This window comes from Actinoplanes sp. NBRC 103695 (genome assembly GCF_030269485.1).
GTDB lineage: Bacteria > Actinomycetota > Actinomycetes > Mycobacteriales > Micromonosporaceae > Actinoplanes.
Map to the genome: position 1 here is coordinate 13,486 of NZ_BSTL01000010.1, position 16,941 is coordinate 30,426.

Annotated in this window: 14 protein-coding genes and 1 pseudogene; 4 read left to right on the forward strand and 11 right to left on the reverse strand. The window is 68.9% G+C overall.

Translation table 11 applies throughout. The features are described 5' to 3' along the window. Positions 1–347 precede the first annotated feature (347 nt). The 6 genes from QSK31_RS18790 to QSK31_RS18815 form a co-directional block, all read right to left on the reverse strand. A complete protein-coding gene (locus tag QSK31_RS18790) occupies positions 348–1,127 on the reverse strand; it encodes a DUF6338 family protein (protein ID WP_285685432.1) in 780 nt (259 codons plus the stop codon). Positions 1,128–1,433: 306 nt separating this feature from the next. Next, positions 1,434–2,789 (reverse strand): hypothetical protein, encoded by a 1,356-nt coding sequence (locus tag QSK31_RS18795; protein WP_285685433.1) that lies wholly within the window; start codon positions 2,787–2,789, stop codon positions 1,434–1,436. 211 nt (positions 2,790–3,000) lie between these two features. Continuing rightward, positions 3,001–3,171 carry a hypothetical protein gene (locus tag QSK31_RS18800; protein ID WP_285685434.1) on the reverse strand — a complete coding sequence of 57 codons (171 nt, stop codon included), beginning with the start codon at positions 3,169–3,171 and terminating at the stop codon, positions 3,001–3,003. 81 nt (positions 3,172–3,252) lie between these two features. After that, a complete protein-coding gene (locus QSK31_RS18805) occupies positions 3,253–3,696 on the reverse strand; it encodes a DUF6907 domain-containing protein (RefSeq protein WP_285685435.1) in 444 nt (147 codons plus the stop codon). Positions 3,697–3,749: 53 nt separating this feature from the next. Further along, on the reverse strand, positions 3,750–5,108 hold the full coding sequence (locus QSK31_RS18810; protein WP_285685436.1) for an amino acid adenylation domain-containing protein: 1,359 nt from the start codon (positions 5,106–5,108) through the stop codon (positions 3,750–3,752). Next, positions 5,105–7,789 carry a BTAD domain-containing putative transcriptional regulator gene (locus QSK31_RS18815; RefSeq protein ID WP_502872980.1) on the reverse strand — a complete coding sequence of 895 codons (2,685 nt, stop codon included), beginning with the start codon at positions 7,787–7,789 and terminating at the stop codon, positions 5,105–5,107. The genes QSK31_RS18810 and QSK31_RS18815 overlap by 4 nt, the downstream gene beginning before the upstream one ends. Positions 7,790–8,217: 428 nt before the next feature. On the opposite strand from QSK31_RS18815, the gene QSK31_RS18820 reads away from it, so the two are divergent. Together QSK31_RS18820 and QSK31_RS18825 are read left to right on the forward strand one after the other, a co-directional pair. Next, a complete protein-coding gene (locus QSK31_RS18820; protein ID WP_285685438.1) occupies positions 8,218–10,095 on the forward strand; it encodes an Hsp70 family protein in 1,878 nt (625 codons plus the stop codon). A 4-nt stretch (positions 10,096–10,099) separates the two neighbouring features. Beyond that, the gene (locus QSK31_RS18825) at positions 10,100–11,848 is read left to right on the forward strand and encodes an AfsR/SARP family transcriptional regulator (protein WP_285685439.1); all 1,749 of its coding nucleotides are present in this window, start codon (positions 10,100–10,102) and stop codon (positions 11,846–11,848) included. A 40-nt stretch (positions 11,849–11,888) separates the two neighbouring features. On the opposite strand, the gene QSK31_RS18830 is transcribed toward QSK31_RS18825, so the two are convergent. The 4 genes from QSK31_RS18830 to QSK31_RS18845 form a co-directional block, all read right to left on the reverse strand. Beyond that, positions 11,889–12,347, reverse strand: a complete 459-nt coding sequence (locus tag QSK31_RS18830) for a peptidoglycan recognition protein family protein (protein WP_285685440.1) — start codon at positions 12,345–12,347, stop codon at positions 11,889–11,891. Positions 12,348–12,636: 289 nt separating this feature from the next. Further along, on the reverse strand, positions 12,637–13,113 hold the full coding sequence (locus QSK31_RS18835; RefSeq protein WP_285685441.1) for a GNAT family N-acetyltransferase: 477 nt from the start codon (positions 13,111–13,113) through the stop codon (positions 12,637–12,639). Positions 13,114–13,369: 256 nt separating this feature from the next. Beyond that, entirely contained in the window at positions 13,370–14,194 is an 825-nt protein-coding gene (locus QSK31_RS18840) for a hypothetical protein (protein WP_285685442.1), read from the reverse strand. 68 nt (positions 14,195–14,262) lie between these two features. Continuing rightward, entirely contained in the window at positions 14,263–14,742 is a 480-nt protein-coding gene (locus QSK31_RS18845) for a glycine-rich domain-containing protein (RefSeq protein ID WP_285685443.1), read from the reverse strand. Between the two features lie 274 nt (positions 14,743–15,016). Here QSK31_RS18845 and QSK31_RS48820 point away from each other — a divergent pair. Together QSK31_RS48820 and QSK31_RS18850 are read left to right on the forward strand one after the other, a co-directional pair. Beyond that, a pseudogene (locus QSK31_RS48820) lies at positions 15,017–15,172 on the forward strand (helix-turn-helix domain-containing protein); the annotation flags it as partial. A 120-nt stretch (positions 15,173–15,292) separates the two neighbouring features. Then, the gene (locus tag QSK31_RS18850) at positions 15,293–16,303 is read left to right on the forward strand and encodes a hypothetical protein (protein ID WP_285685444.1); all 1,011 of its coding nucleotides are present in this window, start codon (positions 15,293–15,295) and stop codon (positions 16,301–16,303) included. Positions 16,304–16,385: 82 nt separating this feature from the next. Here the strand turns inward: QSK31_RS18850 and QSK31_RS18855 are convergent, their stop codons facing one another. After that, complete coding sequence (locus QSK31_RS18855; RefSeq protein WP_285685445.1) at positions 16,386–16,931, reverse strand: GNAT family N-acetyltransferase; 546 nt, start codon at positions 16,929–16,931, stop codon at positions 16,386–16,388. Between the last annotated feature and the right edge of the window lie 10 nt (positions 16,932–16,941).

The following is a 16,941-nucleotide window of genomic DNA, read 5'->3' on the forward strand; positions in this document are numbered from 1 at the left end:
TTGGACCGACCGATCGACCACTCCGCGAAAGAGTCTGCCGGGCAGTCTTCGCGGCACGGCCGGGGCTGCGTCACAGGGTATCCGGAACTGGACCACATCGCGCCCACCGACAAGTAGGGCGCCACCCTCCCAAGGGTGGCATCTGTACCGCGATGCCCCGCTACGCCTCCCGTCCAGCGCAGCACCTGCTGGGAGCAGGCCTGGCTTGGCGGCCTCGATATGCGCGAGCTCAGCGATGTGCACGCCGTCCTCGTTGAACAGCCGCGGCGCGACAGCCGGGGAACGCGCATTCGTTGCCCGAATCCAATACGGCTTGCGGATCGTGTCCCGCAGGATCGGAAGGCGCATCACGGCTGAGAAAGGTTCTCTTGCGGTGACGCGCCGTCGCCCGATGCAGATGCCTCGACCTGCGGCGGAGCGGGGTGCTGCGGCGTGGCGTCGGGCAGCAGGTGGGTGACGTCGAGGCGAACGATGTTGCGCGCCGCGATCACGATCATGTGTACCTGCAAGTCGTGAGTGTCACCGTCGGCGGTTATGTAGGTCAGCGGGACGGTCAGGATCAGCTCGCGTTTGTCGTAGTCAACGGTTCCGGTGCTCCACGACAGCAGGGTGCCCTGCACGTAGGATCCGTTGTCCTGCAGCACACCGACGACAGTCTTACCGCTGGTCTTCTTCTGTTCGGAGAACGCCCGCCACCAGGTTGAGACTTCGGTGATGTCAGTGAGCTGCTTGCCGGTGATCCAGCGCACCGGCGCCTTCGACTCGACGTTCTGGGACCAGCGGACGATGCGGGGGTCGGCCGCGGCCCAGGCGAGCACGGTGGCGAACAAAAGCAGCCCGAAGGCCCACCAGGCGAGGTGAACGTGATGCTCACGAGCGAACGGCACAGGATCACGTATTAGCGCCCTGACGTTGACCGTGCGCCCCGGCATGATCCACCGGAGTAGCGTGGCGAGCACCAGGGTCACCGTCAGGCTCACGACACTGACGAACACGACCCGTAATGTCTCGCGGAACGCCGAGCGGGGACCGGACGGCACTGCCTTTTCGTAGCGCAGGACGAACACGAGGCCCGGGGCGAGCAGCACGACGAACAGGATCAGCCCGAGCAGGGAGGACGGGACCATCTGACGGTCAGTCCTTCGACGTCGCTCCCGATGGCGGCGGAGGGGGCGGCGGCGCGCTGGAGGCCGGCGGGGGTACGGAGGCCGCTCCGGCCCCGTCCAGCTTTTGGCTGCGCTCTGACTCGTTGGTCGAGCGACCCGAGGTCGTGCGGCCCTGCGGGCCGTTGCCCGCTTCGGTGATGCGCGGCATGTTGCTCCTTCGGTGTCGGCGCAAGACTACCGCCACGGCAGGGGGAAGATTGTGCCGCTTGCGGCGGGTCGAGCCGTGTTCTTTCAGGACGGCCCGCCGACCGTGACGGCGCAGCGTCGTCAGGGTTCGGGCGTGGGCATTGCTGAGGGGACCAGCACGGTCCAGTGCCCGTCGCCGAGGCCGGTGTCGGTATGCCATTCACCGACCGCGATGATGGCTGCCCCGGTGCCGTCGGCGTAGTTGACCGTGATGCGGCTGCCGCCGTCCAGGTGCCCGAGCAAGATGTCGGTCGCGACCTGCTCTTGTGCGAGATGGGGCAGCTTGCGGGTGGTGGTCCACAGCGACGTGACCGGTTCGATGGTCAGGGCCACGGTGTCGCCCGTGCGGCGCAGCCCAGTGACCCGGGCCGCCCGGTTGGCCGACGTCGCGACCACCAGCAGCCGCGACGGGTCTGCCGTTGCAAGCTGGGTGGTGATGGTGCGAGCGGCTTCGTCCTCGAGCAGGTCGGTGTAGTCGACCACCGGGTCGGCGCCGCTGATCCGGCGGACGTTGCCATCCGGGACGCCGAGGTTGATGAGCCGGTCCGCGATGCCGTCAGGGTAGGGATTGACCACGTCGACCAGGGTGTCGGAGCCGCTGAGAGCGTCGATGAGCATGCCGGAGGTGACCAGGTCGGTGGGCGGCAGCGAGTAGCCGATCAGGGCGACCCGGTCGGCCGCGCGCAACGCCTCGGCGGCCGAGCGCCACAGCTCGCGGGTGACGGGGTTGTTGTAGAAGGCGGACTTCGCGGCGGCAGGCGGCACGATGAACGGACTCCGGCCGGGCAGAGCCTGCCGGCGGAGGTCCTCGTCGACATCCTGTGGGTCGCCCCAGCTACCCGGCAACTCCCAGCGTTGGATCGTGGCGCCGGAGATGTCACCAGGCACCCAGTACGTGTCCAACGAGCCATGCAGCTTGAGCAGTCGGAACGTATCCGCGCTGCTGGCCCGGATGAAGCCAGGCGAGCGGTAGAACGGTGGGACGTCGCGCACCAGCCTGAACGCGCGTGCGATGCCGCCGCCCGGCCACTGCCCCGGATGCAGGTACTCAATGGTGTGCTCGATCAACGTGTCGTAGTTAAACGTGATCACGTCGGAATGACCGGTGTGCATCAGGCCGACAAGGCGTTGCAGCCACCAGTCCGGTTGCCCGGCGAGCACCTCCAATTGGCACTGCGCGACGATCGTGTGGATATTGTCAGTGACGTGCAGAAACAGCCCGTGATTGCTCTGGTTTTCGTGATCGAGTAGGTCGGGCTGCGGTTCGGCGAGCCGAGACAGCCACGCCTCGAAATAGCCGCCTTTGAATCCGCGCGGGGATCGTGCCGCCGCCGCGGGAACGCGGTCGCGCACGAGGTTGCCCAGCGTGTCGGTCAAGGGCATCTTGTCGGAGATCGCGAGCGACAAACCGGCACCCAGCACGAAGACGGTTCGCAACAGTGCAACTCCGGTGGATCGAAACGTTGGTGGGGCTCCCACCATACGTGTCCAGCAACGACGGCGAGACCGATGACACTCGACTCCCACCAGCCCCGATTGGGTGGCGACGGGCACCTGAACGACGGGAGCCGCCGCCTGGACGCGTTGCCCGAAGTCGAAGCCCACGGGGCGCCGCCGGTCCCCGTCCGACGACGCCCCGCGTGTAAGTTCACTCCTCGTCGTCGCCCTGCACGGATGCGGCGGTGACCGCGGGGGCTTCGAGCAGGTATTTCAGAACGCCGTTGATGTCGGTGTCCCTCGACTGGGCGGTGCGGGCGAGCACGTCGTAGACCTGCTCATCGACCTCGATCGTGCGGGCAGCGGGCGCGGGTGATGCCATGTCGGTTCCTCCCGATGATCATGGAGGGGTGCCTGACGGTCGGGCACCCGCAACCCATCCATGCCGACCGGTGCCGAGGCATCAAGCCTGCGGTAACGGCGCACTGGCGGGCACAGCGGTCGAGGGGACGCCGGGCGGTACCGGTGTGCGGTAGAAGGCTTCGGTGTCGGCGGCGTCGGCGGCGCGCACGAGGGCGGCGGCGAAGCTGCGGGCTTGCCCGGGGGTGAGATACATCGGCACATCGCCGCCTGCTGCGGGGGCGCCGACCTCGACGTGGGGGCGTTCCAGGTCGGCCGGGTCGGTGCCGATCCACTCCGGTGCCTTGTCCCAGAACGCGGCCCGTACGTGCGCGGCGACCAGTTCACAAGCCTCGTCGTACACGGCCACCGTGGCAGGCGGGCTACGGTGCAGCGCGGTGCCGGGCGGGTCGAGGTCGCCGTGAGGGCCATCGGTGCACCACGGCGGGCAGGACACCGGACGTGGCCGGGGCAGGACGGCGCCGATCGCGGGAGCGGACTCGTCCATGTGCGGTCTCCTCAAATCCATCGAGCGGCGGGGGAGCGGGGCCGGTGCGCCAGTCACGCCGGCACCTTCGGGCGCGCACTGTCGAGGCTTGCCTCTTCCCGGCGCAGCGCGTTGAGCAGCTCCGATACGCGGTTGTTGCGGATGGCAGTGCCGTTGCGGCGAAGACGTTGCGCGAGGGCGTCCCGGCTGACCGGGCGGCGACCCTCGCGGATCAGCTCGTCGCGGGCCGTACGGGCAGCGGGCAGCAGCGGGACGAGATCGGGGGCGAGGTCGACACCGTTGTCCGCGTTGAACTTCTCGCCGTCGCCGTCGCCGTCGCCGTCGCCGTCGCCGTCGCCGTCGCCGTCGCCGTCGCCGTCGCCGTCGTGCTCGATGTCCTCGTCGTCACGGTCGTCGTGGTCATAGGGGTCGGGTCCGAGTTCGGGCTGAGGTGCGGGTGCCGGGCCGATGGTGTCGGTGACTTCCGGATCTGGGTCGGTCGGGCGGTGGTGGGGCTGCTCGGGCACCGCTGCGCCGCTTTGCTGGGTGGTGGGGGCGTCGGGGTCGCCGCCCGCCGGGAGAGGGGCGGGTGCGGTGATGGCGAGGGCGAGCCGGTCAGCCCAGGCGGGGTAGTCGACGCGGGCGGCCAGCTCGGCGGCCAGCCGATCCAAATCCAGTGTGTGGACGGCTACCTCGGCCAGGTGCGGATCGTGCTGGTCGGCGCGTACGACCTGCTCGACGGCGCGGGCAACGGCCGGGCGGCGTTTCTCGTCGCCGATGGCCAGCTCGGCGGCGCGCAGGGACTCGTACAAGCCGAGCGGACGCCCCGTCCCGGTGGCGGGGTCGTGGCGGCCTTCGCGGGCCAGCTCCGCCGCGCGGGCGGTGAAGATGGGGTGACGGAGCCGCCGCCACAGGCCGTAGTCGGGGGCGGTGTCGGCGAGTTTGCCCGCCGCGCGCAGGGCGTCTCGGCGGCGGGCGGCGGCGTGCAGCAGCCACAGCGCGTACGCCGAGCCGGACAGCAACCCGAAGACACTCGACCAGTACAGGTCCGGCCAGTGCCCGGCCACCTGGAGACCGACGGCGACGACGGCGACCACGGTGGAGAAGACGCGCAGGCCGTAGGCGCGTTCACCGAGGCGCATCCGTTCGTCGGCCATCGCGGCGAGGGCCATGGCCAGCAGCTCCAGGCAGAGCGCGAACGGCAGCACGGCCAGCACGCGGACCGCGATCGGCACTGCGGGCGGCAATGGGAGGTGGTCGAGGGCGACCCAGCTCTGACCGATTACGGCGCCGCTGGCGGCCACGGCGTAGAACGAGGACGCCCACCGTGCCGGCGACCATCCTGCGCGGCTCGCGCTCGGCTGTGGGCTGCTGTTGAGGAGTGCGGCGGTGTTGCTGATGGCCTGACCGTCCTTCCTTGAGGTGTCGGTCATCGGGGACCTCCGCTGGCGGCGGCGGTTGCGGGCCGGAGCTGACGGGCAGCGACGCGGCGGGTGGCCTGCGACGGTTCGGCGTCGCCGAGGTCGGCCAGGCGTTCCTCGAGACGGCGCAGGGTGCGCCGGACCGCGTCCGGGCGTCCGGCGCGGCCGTGGATCCGCATGACGCGCTGGTACAGCTCCTCGTTGACCGGGTCGAATTCCAGGGCGCGTTCGAGTGCGGCGACGGCCTGGTCGGGGTGGTCGGGTTCGAGGATCTCGGCGATGCGGGCGAACACGGAGAGGATCTGGTGGCGGTAGGTGGTGGCGTAGTCGGTGATCCAGGTCTGGTCGGTGCCGTCGGCGAAGTCCCCGCCATACAGTGCGATCACCTCGCGCAGCAGGGCCAGGGCCTGGGTGTCGTCGTCGGCGGTATTCGCGGCCTCGATGGCGGTGAGCATCTGCCACAGGTCCACAGCGATGAGCTCCGCGTCGAGGCGGTAGCGGCCGGTTGCCGGGTCGTAGACGACGAACATCGCCTCCGAGTCGCCGGTAGCGGCGCGCAGCACCCGGCGGGTGGTGCTGATGTCGGTCCGGATGCGTTTGCCTGCGGTGCCCGGGTCGGTGTCGGGGTGCAGGTCGGCGGCGAGCTGGTCGAGGGTGCGCCCGGAAGGGTGCACGGCCAACGAGGCCAGGACGGTGTAGGAGCCGCTGCGCATCCCGGTCACGACCGGCCCCGCCGGTGTTTCAAGCCGGACCGGGCCGAGGACGCGCAGCCGTACCGGGGCCGCCGCCTCGCGCCGTTGGGCGGGAACCGGTTCCGTCTGTTCGGTGGGAGCCTCGTGTTCGGCCGCGGCCGGGTCGCTCGGGTCGAGGTTGATGTCGTGGCCGGGCTCTGGGGGCGGGGCGGCGTCGGTGAGCATGGCGAGGACGGCGGCGAGGTCGTTCGCCGTGAGGGTGGACAGCCGCGCCAGCCCAGCGGCCCCGTCACGGGTGGTGCCGTCGGCGGCGATCTCGACGGTGGGCAGGCCGTCGAGTCCGCCGAGGACGACTGGGTGCAGGTGCAGGGCCGGGCGGTGCGCGCCGACCGCGCGTAGGCGGGCGGCGTGCCGGGTGGTGGCCTCGATGAGCAGCACGTACGGCGGTTGCATTTCGGCGTGGTCGGTGCGCTCGTTCAGGGCGGTGACCGTGTCGAGGTCGAAGGTGTCCAGTAGCCGGCGCCGCACGATCATCTCTTCTTCGGCGTGGGTGGTGGCTGCGGCGGCGTCGGAGAGCACGATGAGGCGTTCTCCGTCGTAGCTGGTGCCGTCGGGGTCCAGGCCGACCAGTGCAGTACCGGCGGGTAGGAGCCGGGCGAGGATCTCGGTCGTGGTGACCACCACCGGCCGCGTCTCGGCGCTCTGCGTGGCGCCGGTGGCGAGCGCGGCGGCCAGCGCTGCGCGGGCGGCCGGTTCGGCGCCGTCACCGGTGAGGGCGAGGCCGGGGCCGGGCAGGTCGAACAGGCTGACCTCGCTTCCGGTGGGGTCGACGCCGATCGGGGCGGGCACGGCTGGGGCGGCGGGCCGGAGAGGTTCGTCGTCGGTGGTTTGGTGGCGTGCACCGGCCACGTCGACGAGGGTGAGGGTGTCGGGTACCGGCGCAGGCTGCGGGCCGATTCTGGACGGGATGGGATAGGTCAGCCGGGCGCGGCGGCGTCGTTGTAGGCGTAGCAGAGAGGCGATGGTGGTGATCAGGCCGGCCAGTCCGAGGCTGACCCATGCCTGTGAGGGAAGGCGGATTCCCTGCCCGTCGGCTCGTTCCCCGGTGCCGGGCGCTGCCGTCTCAGTCTCGGACGGCAATTGCTCGGCGGGCGTGGCGGTGAGGCAGGCATCTGACGACGGGGCGGCGGCGGTGGTCGCCGGTGTGCTCGGGTTGCCCGTTGCTGGCGGCGGCGTTGCGGCGGCCGACGCGGTGGGGCTGGGTTGGGCCGCGCTGTCGTCGGCTGGCCGGTCCGCTGGCGTCGAAGGCGTCGCCGTGTTCGATGGTGCGGGCGTGGCGTCGCGGGCGGGCAGGGTGAGTACCCAGTCAACGTCGATCTCGTCGGGGTCGGTGAGGGCGTGGCCGTCAGCCTGCTCGTGGCCTCGGTTAAGGGCGTAGATATCGCGCCAGCGGTGCGGGTCACCGAGTGCGTCGTCGGCGATGCCCCACAGGGTCTCGCCGAGCTCGACCGTGTGGGTGTGCGGCCGCACTGCGGCGCGGGGGGACGTGACGAGGTGGCTGCGAGCCGGGTCGGCGTGGGTGGGGTGTCCGTGGCCGAGGGGGTCGTCGGCGGTGGTTGCCGGTGCGGCGGCGTGGGCGGCCGGTACTCCGACGGATGCGGTGGTGGCTGCGGCGGCGCCCAGCAACGTCGCGGCCAGCCCCTGGACGGGCCCAGGGAGGTAGGCGGTCAGGCGCGCCCACGGCCAGCGGCGTGCCCGCCGCAGACCCACGGCGATCACGGCGACAGCGATCACCGCCCAGACGGCCCAGGCCGTGGCCTTAACGGTTCCTGGCGCGTAATCGGGCAGGAACGGGTTGTCCAGCCACACCCGCACCTCCGTTGTGGAGGGCAGTGATGCCGGTATCGGACTGCCGCCGAGGATCAGCAGGAGAACTGGCGTGCCACCCAGCCATGCAGCCGTCGCTATCGCTGCGCGAACCGCGGCAATGACACGAATCATCTCGACCCGTTCCCCCTTCTATCGCCTTCTGCTTGCTGATCCGACTTGCGCGGCGGGGCCCTCAGGGCCGGGCGTGAAGCCGGCGCTGGCAGAATTTGTTGACTCAGGACAATCAGCGGTGTCGTGCTGAGCTCAGGCTAGGCACACGGCGGTGGCTGGGGCCCATGTTGGCGACTCACAGTCACTCACAACTAATTACACGGACTTACAACCGCAGGTCACAGCGCTGCGAGGGGAGCGAGCTCTGGCCAGTCGGGACAGAGCAGTGAGCGGCACCAGCCGTTCCCCGACGACCAAGACAGGCGCGACGGAACTCCTTAATGGCCTCGCGGACACAGCCGGAAGGCCGGGCGTGACAGCGCTGGGCGGCTCGTCACAAAAGGTCTTTATCGAGTGACTGATCGTCGATCTTCTGGTTTATTGGCGAGATGCCTGCATCGCTGGTGATCGATTACGGCGCCGCCACCACCAAGGCGGCGCTGATCCGGGCGGATGGCTCCTGGCTGGTATTGCAAGGTGACGGTGGCTGGCAATGGTCGTCATCGATACACGTCGCAGGCGGCGAGGTACTGGTCGGGGCGCAGGCGTGGCAGAAAGCGACCGTGGACCCCGACGGGTTCGTGTTGTCCCCGCTGCGCGCGGGCACAGGTGAGGTCACCGTGCGCGGGACGAGCGTGCCGGTGTCCGATCTGGTCGCAGCCAGCCTGCGGCAGGCTGCCTCGGAGGCAACGCGGACGGCGGGGGAGCCGGTATCGCAGGTGCGGATGGTGGTCCCAGCGGGGTGGGGGCCGCGCCGCCGGACGTGGCTGCGTCACGCAGCTCGCAGCGCCGGGCTCGCGGTGACCGCGATCATCGAGGCGCCCGTGGCCGCTGCCGGCTGGCTCGCTCCCGCAGCGCCAGCAGGACCCGGCAGGCTCCTGTTGGTCGTCGACATCGGTGCCGGTTGTGAGGCCACCGTGCTGCACCAGGGCGCGAACGGCTACGAAGTGTTGGCCACGGTCGCCGACCCACGGGCCGGCGGTGACCGCATCGACGAGTTGCTGGCCGCGGCGACTATCGGTGCGGAGCTCAGCGAGGTGGCGGGCGGTGCGCGGTGGCTGGCGCTGGCCAACGTGCGTACCGCCCGTCAGGCGCTCAGCGAGCAGGTCGCGGTGACGATGCCGTTGCCGGACGGCCAGCCGCCGGTGGTGGTCAACGCGACGCAGGTCGCGCAGGCCGCACAACCTGTCCTGGAAAGGGCCGGGGAACTCGCGGCGGAGGCGGTCGCCGCCGCCGACCTGACCCTGGCCGACGTGCACGGCGTCCACCTGATCGGCGGCCTGGCCGCCACGCCGGGCGCGCCCGCGATGATCGCCGCGAAGCTCGGGACCGCGCCGCAACCGGCGGTGCAACCGGCTCTGATAGCGGTAGCTGCGGCGGCCGACTCCGACCCGGTCGTTGTGGCCGCCCGCACGACCGGACCTGCGCAGGCTCCGCTACTGCTGCCTCCGATGCGGCGGCTGCTGTGGCTGGGAGTGCCCGGGGCGGCATCACTGTTGCTGTTCTGGCACTTTGTGCTCGCCGCCGACATTTTTGGCAGTCAGCCCTTCGGCCAGTACCGCGGCGTGGTCTACGAGCTGTCCGCCTCGTGGCCCAAACTGACCGTGGCGGTGGTGCTCGCTCAGGTGTGCTTGGTGCAGTTCGCGTCGGTGTTCGCCGCGCTGCTCGACCAGAACAGCCAACGCTCGCCCGGTCGCCAGCCGGCCAGCCGCATCACCGCCGGGCTCGGGATCGCCGCCGCCAGCGGCCTGGTAGTCGGGGTCCTCTACGCGATGACCGCGGGCGCCTACTTCAACATCCCCAGCTACTCGTGGCCGATCCGGTACGCCGTCTGGTACGCCCTTCCCATCGCCGTCAGCGCTGCCCTGCTCGCCCTGCTGTCTTGGCGACGCAACCTCACCCCGGCCGAAGGATGGGACGGGTTCCTCGCCTTCCCCGGCTCGTCGCTGATCGCGGTGACCCTGGGCATCGTGATCGTGTCGCTGCCGATGGTGGAAGGCATGCCCGTTTGGCTGAACGGGTGGGGGCCAGGGCTCAGCTACGCCGGTGGACTACTCACCGCCGTCGGTGCCGCCGCCGCGATCACCAGACACCTCATCGTGCGAGCCGTCCTGGGCCTGATCCTCGCCATCCCCCTGATGGTCTTCGCGCGGACCTACACCGGCTACAAAGCACTCGGCGTCATCTACGCCACCGCCGTCGCCGCCTGGCTCATCACCCGCATGTATGCGCTGTTCACCAGGCATCGGCAACCCGTCGGGAACTGACGCCATGCGACTCATATCCCGCGCCGCCACCGCCCTGATCCTGGTCGCATTCATCGCTGGGCCGCCCGTAGCAGCAGGACTCTGGTTGGCGCAGCACCGACCGCCGCAACTCAGTCTCACCGCGCTTAAACAGTGGCTTCAACAGCCTCGCCAACCGGCCGACCTGGTCATCGTAGGTCTGCTCATCGCCGCCGGGCTCTGGCTTCTCCTCATCTACTACCTCGCCCGCCACGTCGTGCCCTCCCAAATGCGAGGGTGGCGGAAGGTCACCCAGCTGCCACTGCCCAGCCCGGCGCAGGTGACGGCAGGATCGCTGGCCGGTGTCGCCGCCCTCACCATGCCCGCCGCAACTACCCAAGCGGCGACAACCCCAACATCGGTAGCCGCCGCGCCGCCGCCGGCAGACCCCGACACCAGCGGCCAACCCGCACCGAAATCCATCGAACAACCTGAGGCTGCGGGTATCGCCTTGCCAGGCGGAGGCTGGATCCCATACCCCATAGCCTTGGCCGTCACCGCGCTGATAGCCCTCACCTGGACCCACCGTCGCCGCGAATACCAACCTGACCCTCATCGGATAGGCACTCACCATCAAGACCGTGATCTGCGAACCCCACCGCCAACCGCCAACACGATCGCCACGGCCTTCGCCGACCAGCCACCCACCAAACCAGCCGCTGTCGACGCCCTCGTACTGGCCCGGCTACCAGCCGGCATCCTTCACCTTGACGGCCCTGGTGCACACAGCGCCGCCCGCGGCCTGCTTGTCGCCGCCGCGCTGTCCACTGCCATCCACCCTGCAGACCGCCCCGCCGTCACCATCCGGCCGGATGATTGGAAGCACTTACTGCCCGGCCTCAAGCCCACCGGATCGCTAGCCACCTTCATCCACAGCACGGAACCCCTAGCCCGGCAACAGCCTGGAGAAGGTCCTGCTGCACCCACCCTGCTCGCCCTCGACAGCACCACCTTGGCAGCGACTCACTGGTACGTGAACACCGACGGCACAACAACCAGCAGCGACAGACGACTTTGCGTCCTCGACCACAACGCCGCGATCGACCTACTCACCCTCGTCCAGCATCACAACAACACCGACAGCCAGGGCCTACCTGTCCCCGCACCAGCCGCATCCCGCCAGCACGTTGCGACTCCCCAAACGTCGCCCCTGGCAAAACTGATCCTGATCGGTTCTTGCGCGCTCACCCTCGACGGCCAGCCGGTACATCTATCCCGCTCAGCCAGCCTGCAAATCCTCGCCTACCTCGCGGTCCATCCCGAAGGGGCCAGCCGCAACACCCTGATCAGTGCAATCTGGCCCCATCTGCCACCAGCCTCGGTCACCCAACGACTGCATACCACCCTCAGCGACCTTCGCCGACGACTACGCCCAACCACCGGCGACCCGGTCAACCGGCTCGGCGACATCTACCAACTCAACCCCGATGCCATCGACGCCGACCTAGGCGAATGGCGCACCACCACGGCCGTCGCGGCGACCGCCATAAGCCACACCACTCGCAGCGACGCATGCCGCAGGATCGTCCAGCTCTACCGAGGAGAAATAGCGCCGGGCCAGCAATGGCCATGGATTGCCCCCACACGCGAAGCCGCACGACGCGACGCCTTGGACGCATGCCTACACCTCGCCAGAAAAGACCCCAAGCAAGCCATCACTTGGCTCCAGCGAGCCGCCGTCATCGACCCCTACAACGCAAAAATCCAGCAGCAGATCGCCGGGCACGCTATTTAGTTCGATGTGACCTGCAGGCTGTCCGACAACGCTGCTCGGCTCACATCACCCCAGCGAGACCCCGCTCACCCGTCGTCGGCCGCGGGAAGGCTTCGGCGCGTCTGGCGGCGACGTGCCGACGATTGGTAGACCGGCATGCAGCAAGTTGTAGATCTCGTCGCCGGGGGCAGGTGGTCGATCCGCGGTCGCGGTGGCCGAGCAGCTTGAGGTTGCCGCCCTTGCGGCGCTTCGCGTCTTCGTAGAGTGCCCTGAAGCTGCGGCGGGCGGCGTCGGAGACGTCCTGCACGCCGGCCTTGTCCTTGCCGATAATGCAGACGCCGGTGTCCTCGGTGTTGTGGCCGGCGCCGTGCGCGCCGAGCACCGTCCAGCCGCGGCCCTCGTACACCTTGCCGGTGATCGAGTTGATGAGGAAGTTGTAGCCGATGTCGGACCAGCCGCGGGTGTCCATGTGGAAGTTCTGGATCTCGCGGACTGTCTGGGCGGCGCTGTAGTGCCCCATGAACCCGGTGCGCTTTGACCATGAAACGGTGTCACGGCTTCGAGGTGCGCGGGCGCGTCATCCGGCGCGGCTGATGATGTCCAATGTCACGAGTCCTCCCGACAGCCTCTGCGTATGCATGTGGCTATCGGGGGGACGACGTGATCATGCTATCGGTAGGGTGCGACAACTGCGGATGGTTACCGTCGGCCCCGCGGGCCCGCCGGTGCCCGGCCTCCACCGTCTCCAAGCCGCTGCGCCTCGGAGAGCCGATCATCACCACGCCGTCGCGTCGTTGCAACGCCGGCTTTCACTCGATGAGAAACTCGTAGACTGCACGATGTTTTCCCGGCCCTTTGAAGTGGGATATTACTGAGACGCCATCGACGATACGGTCTCCCGCTGCATTGGTGAACCCGTGTTTCAGCCAAGCTGCATGCGCTGCTGCGTTGTCCGGTTCGGAAGTGAGGTACATCCGTCGGCAGTTCCATGTGGCTGCCTGCGTGTGAACGACCTCAATCATCCGGCGCGCGACGCCACGGCGCCTATGGTCAGGATGGACCATAACGTCTTGGATATAAACATCATCGGGATCGTCTTGGCTCTGGAAGGCGATAAGCACCCCGATCACCTCGTCGCCTTCAGTGACCACGGGGCAACTGGTTGAGAAGAGTGTTGCATACAGCCAATAGTCGGAGCGAGTTCGGACGGATATGTACGGAGCTCCGAGTGCCAGAAGCTCTTCGACCCTAGCGATGTGCTCGATTTGAAGAGGCTTGACCTCCATCGTTAGTGCTCCTCTCCTCCGACGATGTAGTTGACTAAATGACGCGCTGCCTTGGCTGGATCTAGGGCGTCAGTCACGCTCCGTCCCACCACCAGGATGTCCCACAACGTGCTGTGCTTTGCAGCGTGGTCGGTGACGCTAAACCCGCCCGCGACGGCGACTGGAAGCATGCGAGCGTGCCTAGAGAATAGGCGGATCTTCATGTACGCGGCGTCGCGGTGATGTCCGCCAGCCGCCATGACGGAGGCATCGGATCTCAGTAGCGGAGGGTGTAGGTCTCTGTTTCGCCTGCCGACCGGAATGCCGACCACGCTGCGGCGGCCGACGCAAGCTGATTGACGTGCTCGGCGGCCCTCTGCCTTCGACGGTGGGCGTTGAGCTTTGCCGCGGCGTGCGCGAACGCGGTGATCGTCGGCGCTGGTGCGGCGGAGTACGCAGGCACGCCGCGGGCCCACTGCTCCGCCTGGCCCGGGCTGTGCCCGGCGCGGATGAGCCGCACAATCATCCGGGCGGTGTCGATCCACGCCGCTCCGCGTACGGGCATCGCCCAATCCACCACGTGCACAACTCTGTCGACGACCAGGAAGTTCTTGGACGTGACGTCGGTGTGTGCCAGGGTGTCCCCGTCGACGAGGTCGGGATTGATCCACGCGCCCCACCGCGCCGTAGCCGGTTGCACTTGCAGCGGGCATGGTGTCAGCGCGGCGGCTAACTTGGTCAGCGTGGCAGCCACTGCTGGCAGGTCGGATGAGCCGGGCCGCAGGTCGGCATGGCGGCCGGGACAGACGTCGAACCCGAGGACGACCCAGCCGGCCGCTTCGATAGTCCACCGCAGCCGAGGAACCAGTGCCTCCGGCAGGTGGGGGTTGAGTCGCGCCTCGATCCGCGCGGCCCGAAGTGCGGGTCCAGCGGTGGTAGGTGCGCCCTTGCAGAAGTATGTGCCGTGGCCGGCGTCGATAGTGGCGGTGAACGCGGCTACGGAGCCCGCCGAAGTGACCTGCACGCTGCGCACATCGCCCGTCTTGCGGGCAATCTCGGTTCTGACCTGCGGCGGAAGGTCATGCCACTGGTGCTGGCTCACGGTGCCTCCACACGCCACGACCGGGCCCCCTACTTTAGGGCCCGGTCGCGGTTACAGACGGATGGAGGTCATCCGCGCGGGCTGTCGTGGCAGCCGGCGTGGCACTGGTTGCACTTGCTGTTGCAGTCGGCGCCATCGCCGTGCCACAGCTGCGGGTCGACGCGGTACCCGGCGGTGCGGATCGCGGCGACGGTGTCGGCCAGGGTCACCGGCATCGACGGCGGCACCGGCTTGGCCGGCCGGTCGTCGTCGGGGACGTGCTCGATGAACCGTCCCGCGATCTCGTCGCAGAACTGCCGGTACTCGACCGTGTAGAGGACGAACGTGTGCCAGCCGATGTCGACCAGCTCGGACGGGCCGATCGGACGCGTGGCAACCGCGCACGCGCCGAGGAAGACCAGGGCCTGGTCCACGATGCGGGCCGGCATGTCGGCGCCCAGCTCAGGGTGTTCAGTGCTGATCCGGGCGGTCAGCCGGTCGAACAGGTCGGTGTGGATGAGGGACCGGCCGGTCTTGACGGCGGTCGGGACGGCGAGTGTGTCGGTCATCGGATCCTCCTAGATCGGTGGGCGTCGCCGCAGGATTGCTGGTCGCGGGCTCGGTAGCGGCGTGCATCCATCAACCCGCATCGACGAGAAGGGGTACAGGTGTTTCGCGGAGACTGGCAACGATTTGCACAGCTTGAAAATCCCCTGGGTGACTCGGCGAGCACGCAGCGCTACCGTGCCGGGCATGGCCGACAAGCGTCCATTGCTCAGCCCTACAGATCCGGTGTGGACGTCGGCAGCGATGGTGCAGGCGGTACGCGATGAGCGGCCGGGCATGGTCGTCCGGCTGGCACGCCGCGCGGCCAACCTGAATCAGGGAAAGCTCGGAGCCATCTGCGGGTACTCCACCTCCACGGTGTCGCGCATCGAGCGTGGCGGCCCGCCTCTGGACCAGGTCGCGGTCCGCCGTAGCCTCGCCGACCTGCTCGGCATCCCGGGAGAGTTCCTTGGGCTGTCACCATCAGCACAGCGACACACGCGTCCACGAAGGGGCGAATCGGACCGGACAGGTTCAACTGCCGATAGCCTGCGAGCGGGAGGCGGTGATCCGATGAAGCGACGAACTCTGCTCGCCGGCACGGCCGGCGCCGCCGTCGCAGGGCTGGCCGGCGTCGAACCGGGCGCGGGCGCCGGTCTGGAACGGCTGCTGCTCACCGGCAGCATACCGGGCCAGCACTTGAGCACCGACCAGGCCAGGGCTGGTCTGGCCGCCGCTGCTCGCGCCTACCGGGATAGCCGGTACGCCTCTTTGGCGAAGGCCCTGCCCGGCCTGCTGGCACACCTGCATGCATCCCACGACCAGGCGACCGGCAGCTGCCGGGAGACCTTCGCGCGGGTACTCGGCCGTGCGTACGCGCTGGCGTCGTCGCTGGCGACCAAATGGGGTGATGACGCGATAGCCATGGCCATGGCCGACCGGGGGCTCACCGCCGCGCGAGATTCCGGTGACGGCATCGCGGTGGCCGCCGCTACCCACGTCATCGCGATCGCGATGCGCCGCGACGGGCTGCACCAGCCCGCTCTCGAACTCCTGACCACAACGGCGGCCGAGCTCGACGCCGATCGCCGTGACCCGCCACCAGACATGCTCGGCGCCTACGGCAATCTGCTGTGCACCGCGGCGTACGCCAGCGCGCAAGCGGGCAAGCCCGCCGACACCGCTACCTACCTTGCCGAGGCAACCGCAGCCGCTGAACGGCTCGACGCGCCTGTCACCACCGGCGTGGTCCCGTTCAGCCCTTCCACGGTCGCCATCTACAAGATCGGCGTCTACACCGCCCTCGGCGCTACCGGCACGGCGCTGCGCCACGCCGACAGCGTGAACACCGCTGAGCTCCCCTCCGCCGAACGGTACGGCCGCTACCTGATCGACACCGCCCGCGCGGCCGAGCGCCACGGCCACCACGACCGAGCCGCGCACGCCGTGGTCGCCGCCGCCCGCCACGCACCCGGCGAGGTGAACCGCGCATCCGTACGCGAACTGGTCACCACGCTGCTGCTAGCCCCCTCGCCAACATCAGCGGGACTGCGCGAGCTGGCGACCCGGATCGGGGTTCGGTAGAACTTTCCCCGGACCGTCGGCTCCGCGCAGGCCGCCACTGGCGTGCACCCCGGCGATGACGTGCACAAACGCCGACCAGCGGTCAACGGCGGCTGGTGAGATCGAGTGCCATAGCGTCGAAGGTCTGCGAGTCGGGAAAGGGCTTTACTTCACCAGCAGCTTTCCATCCCCATGACACGTAGGCGGCCCGCGCAGGCAGGTTGTCCTTCCGCAGGAGCAGGTGAGCGACCTGCTCTGGTCGGCCGGATAGCAATTCGTCGTGTATCAACATTCCATAGCCCCGGCGTTGAACATCCGGTCGGACGGCGAACTCCCGGAAGATGTATACGGGTCCCGCCGCGTTCAGGTGTGGAAACACTGGGTGAATTGACGGCCAAAGCCGTGCGCTGTCGTTCGGGCTGCCAAACGCGTACCCGGCGACTTCATCACCATCCCACCCCGTGACTAGATCGAAATCGCGAGTCTTGGAATAGGTGTCAGTCAGGCGCTGCCACCACTTCTCCGGAGCGTTCCACGGATCGACGCCGATCAAGGGCGCGTGGGTCGCACTATAGATGGGAACGAGCAGGTCGCGCATGGTCAATGTGTCGTCAGGCCCATGGTGGCGAAGCGCGAGTCGGCCGGTCATCGACGTCATG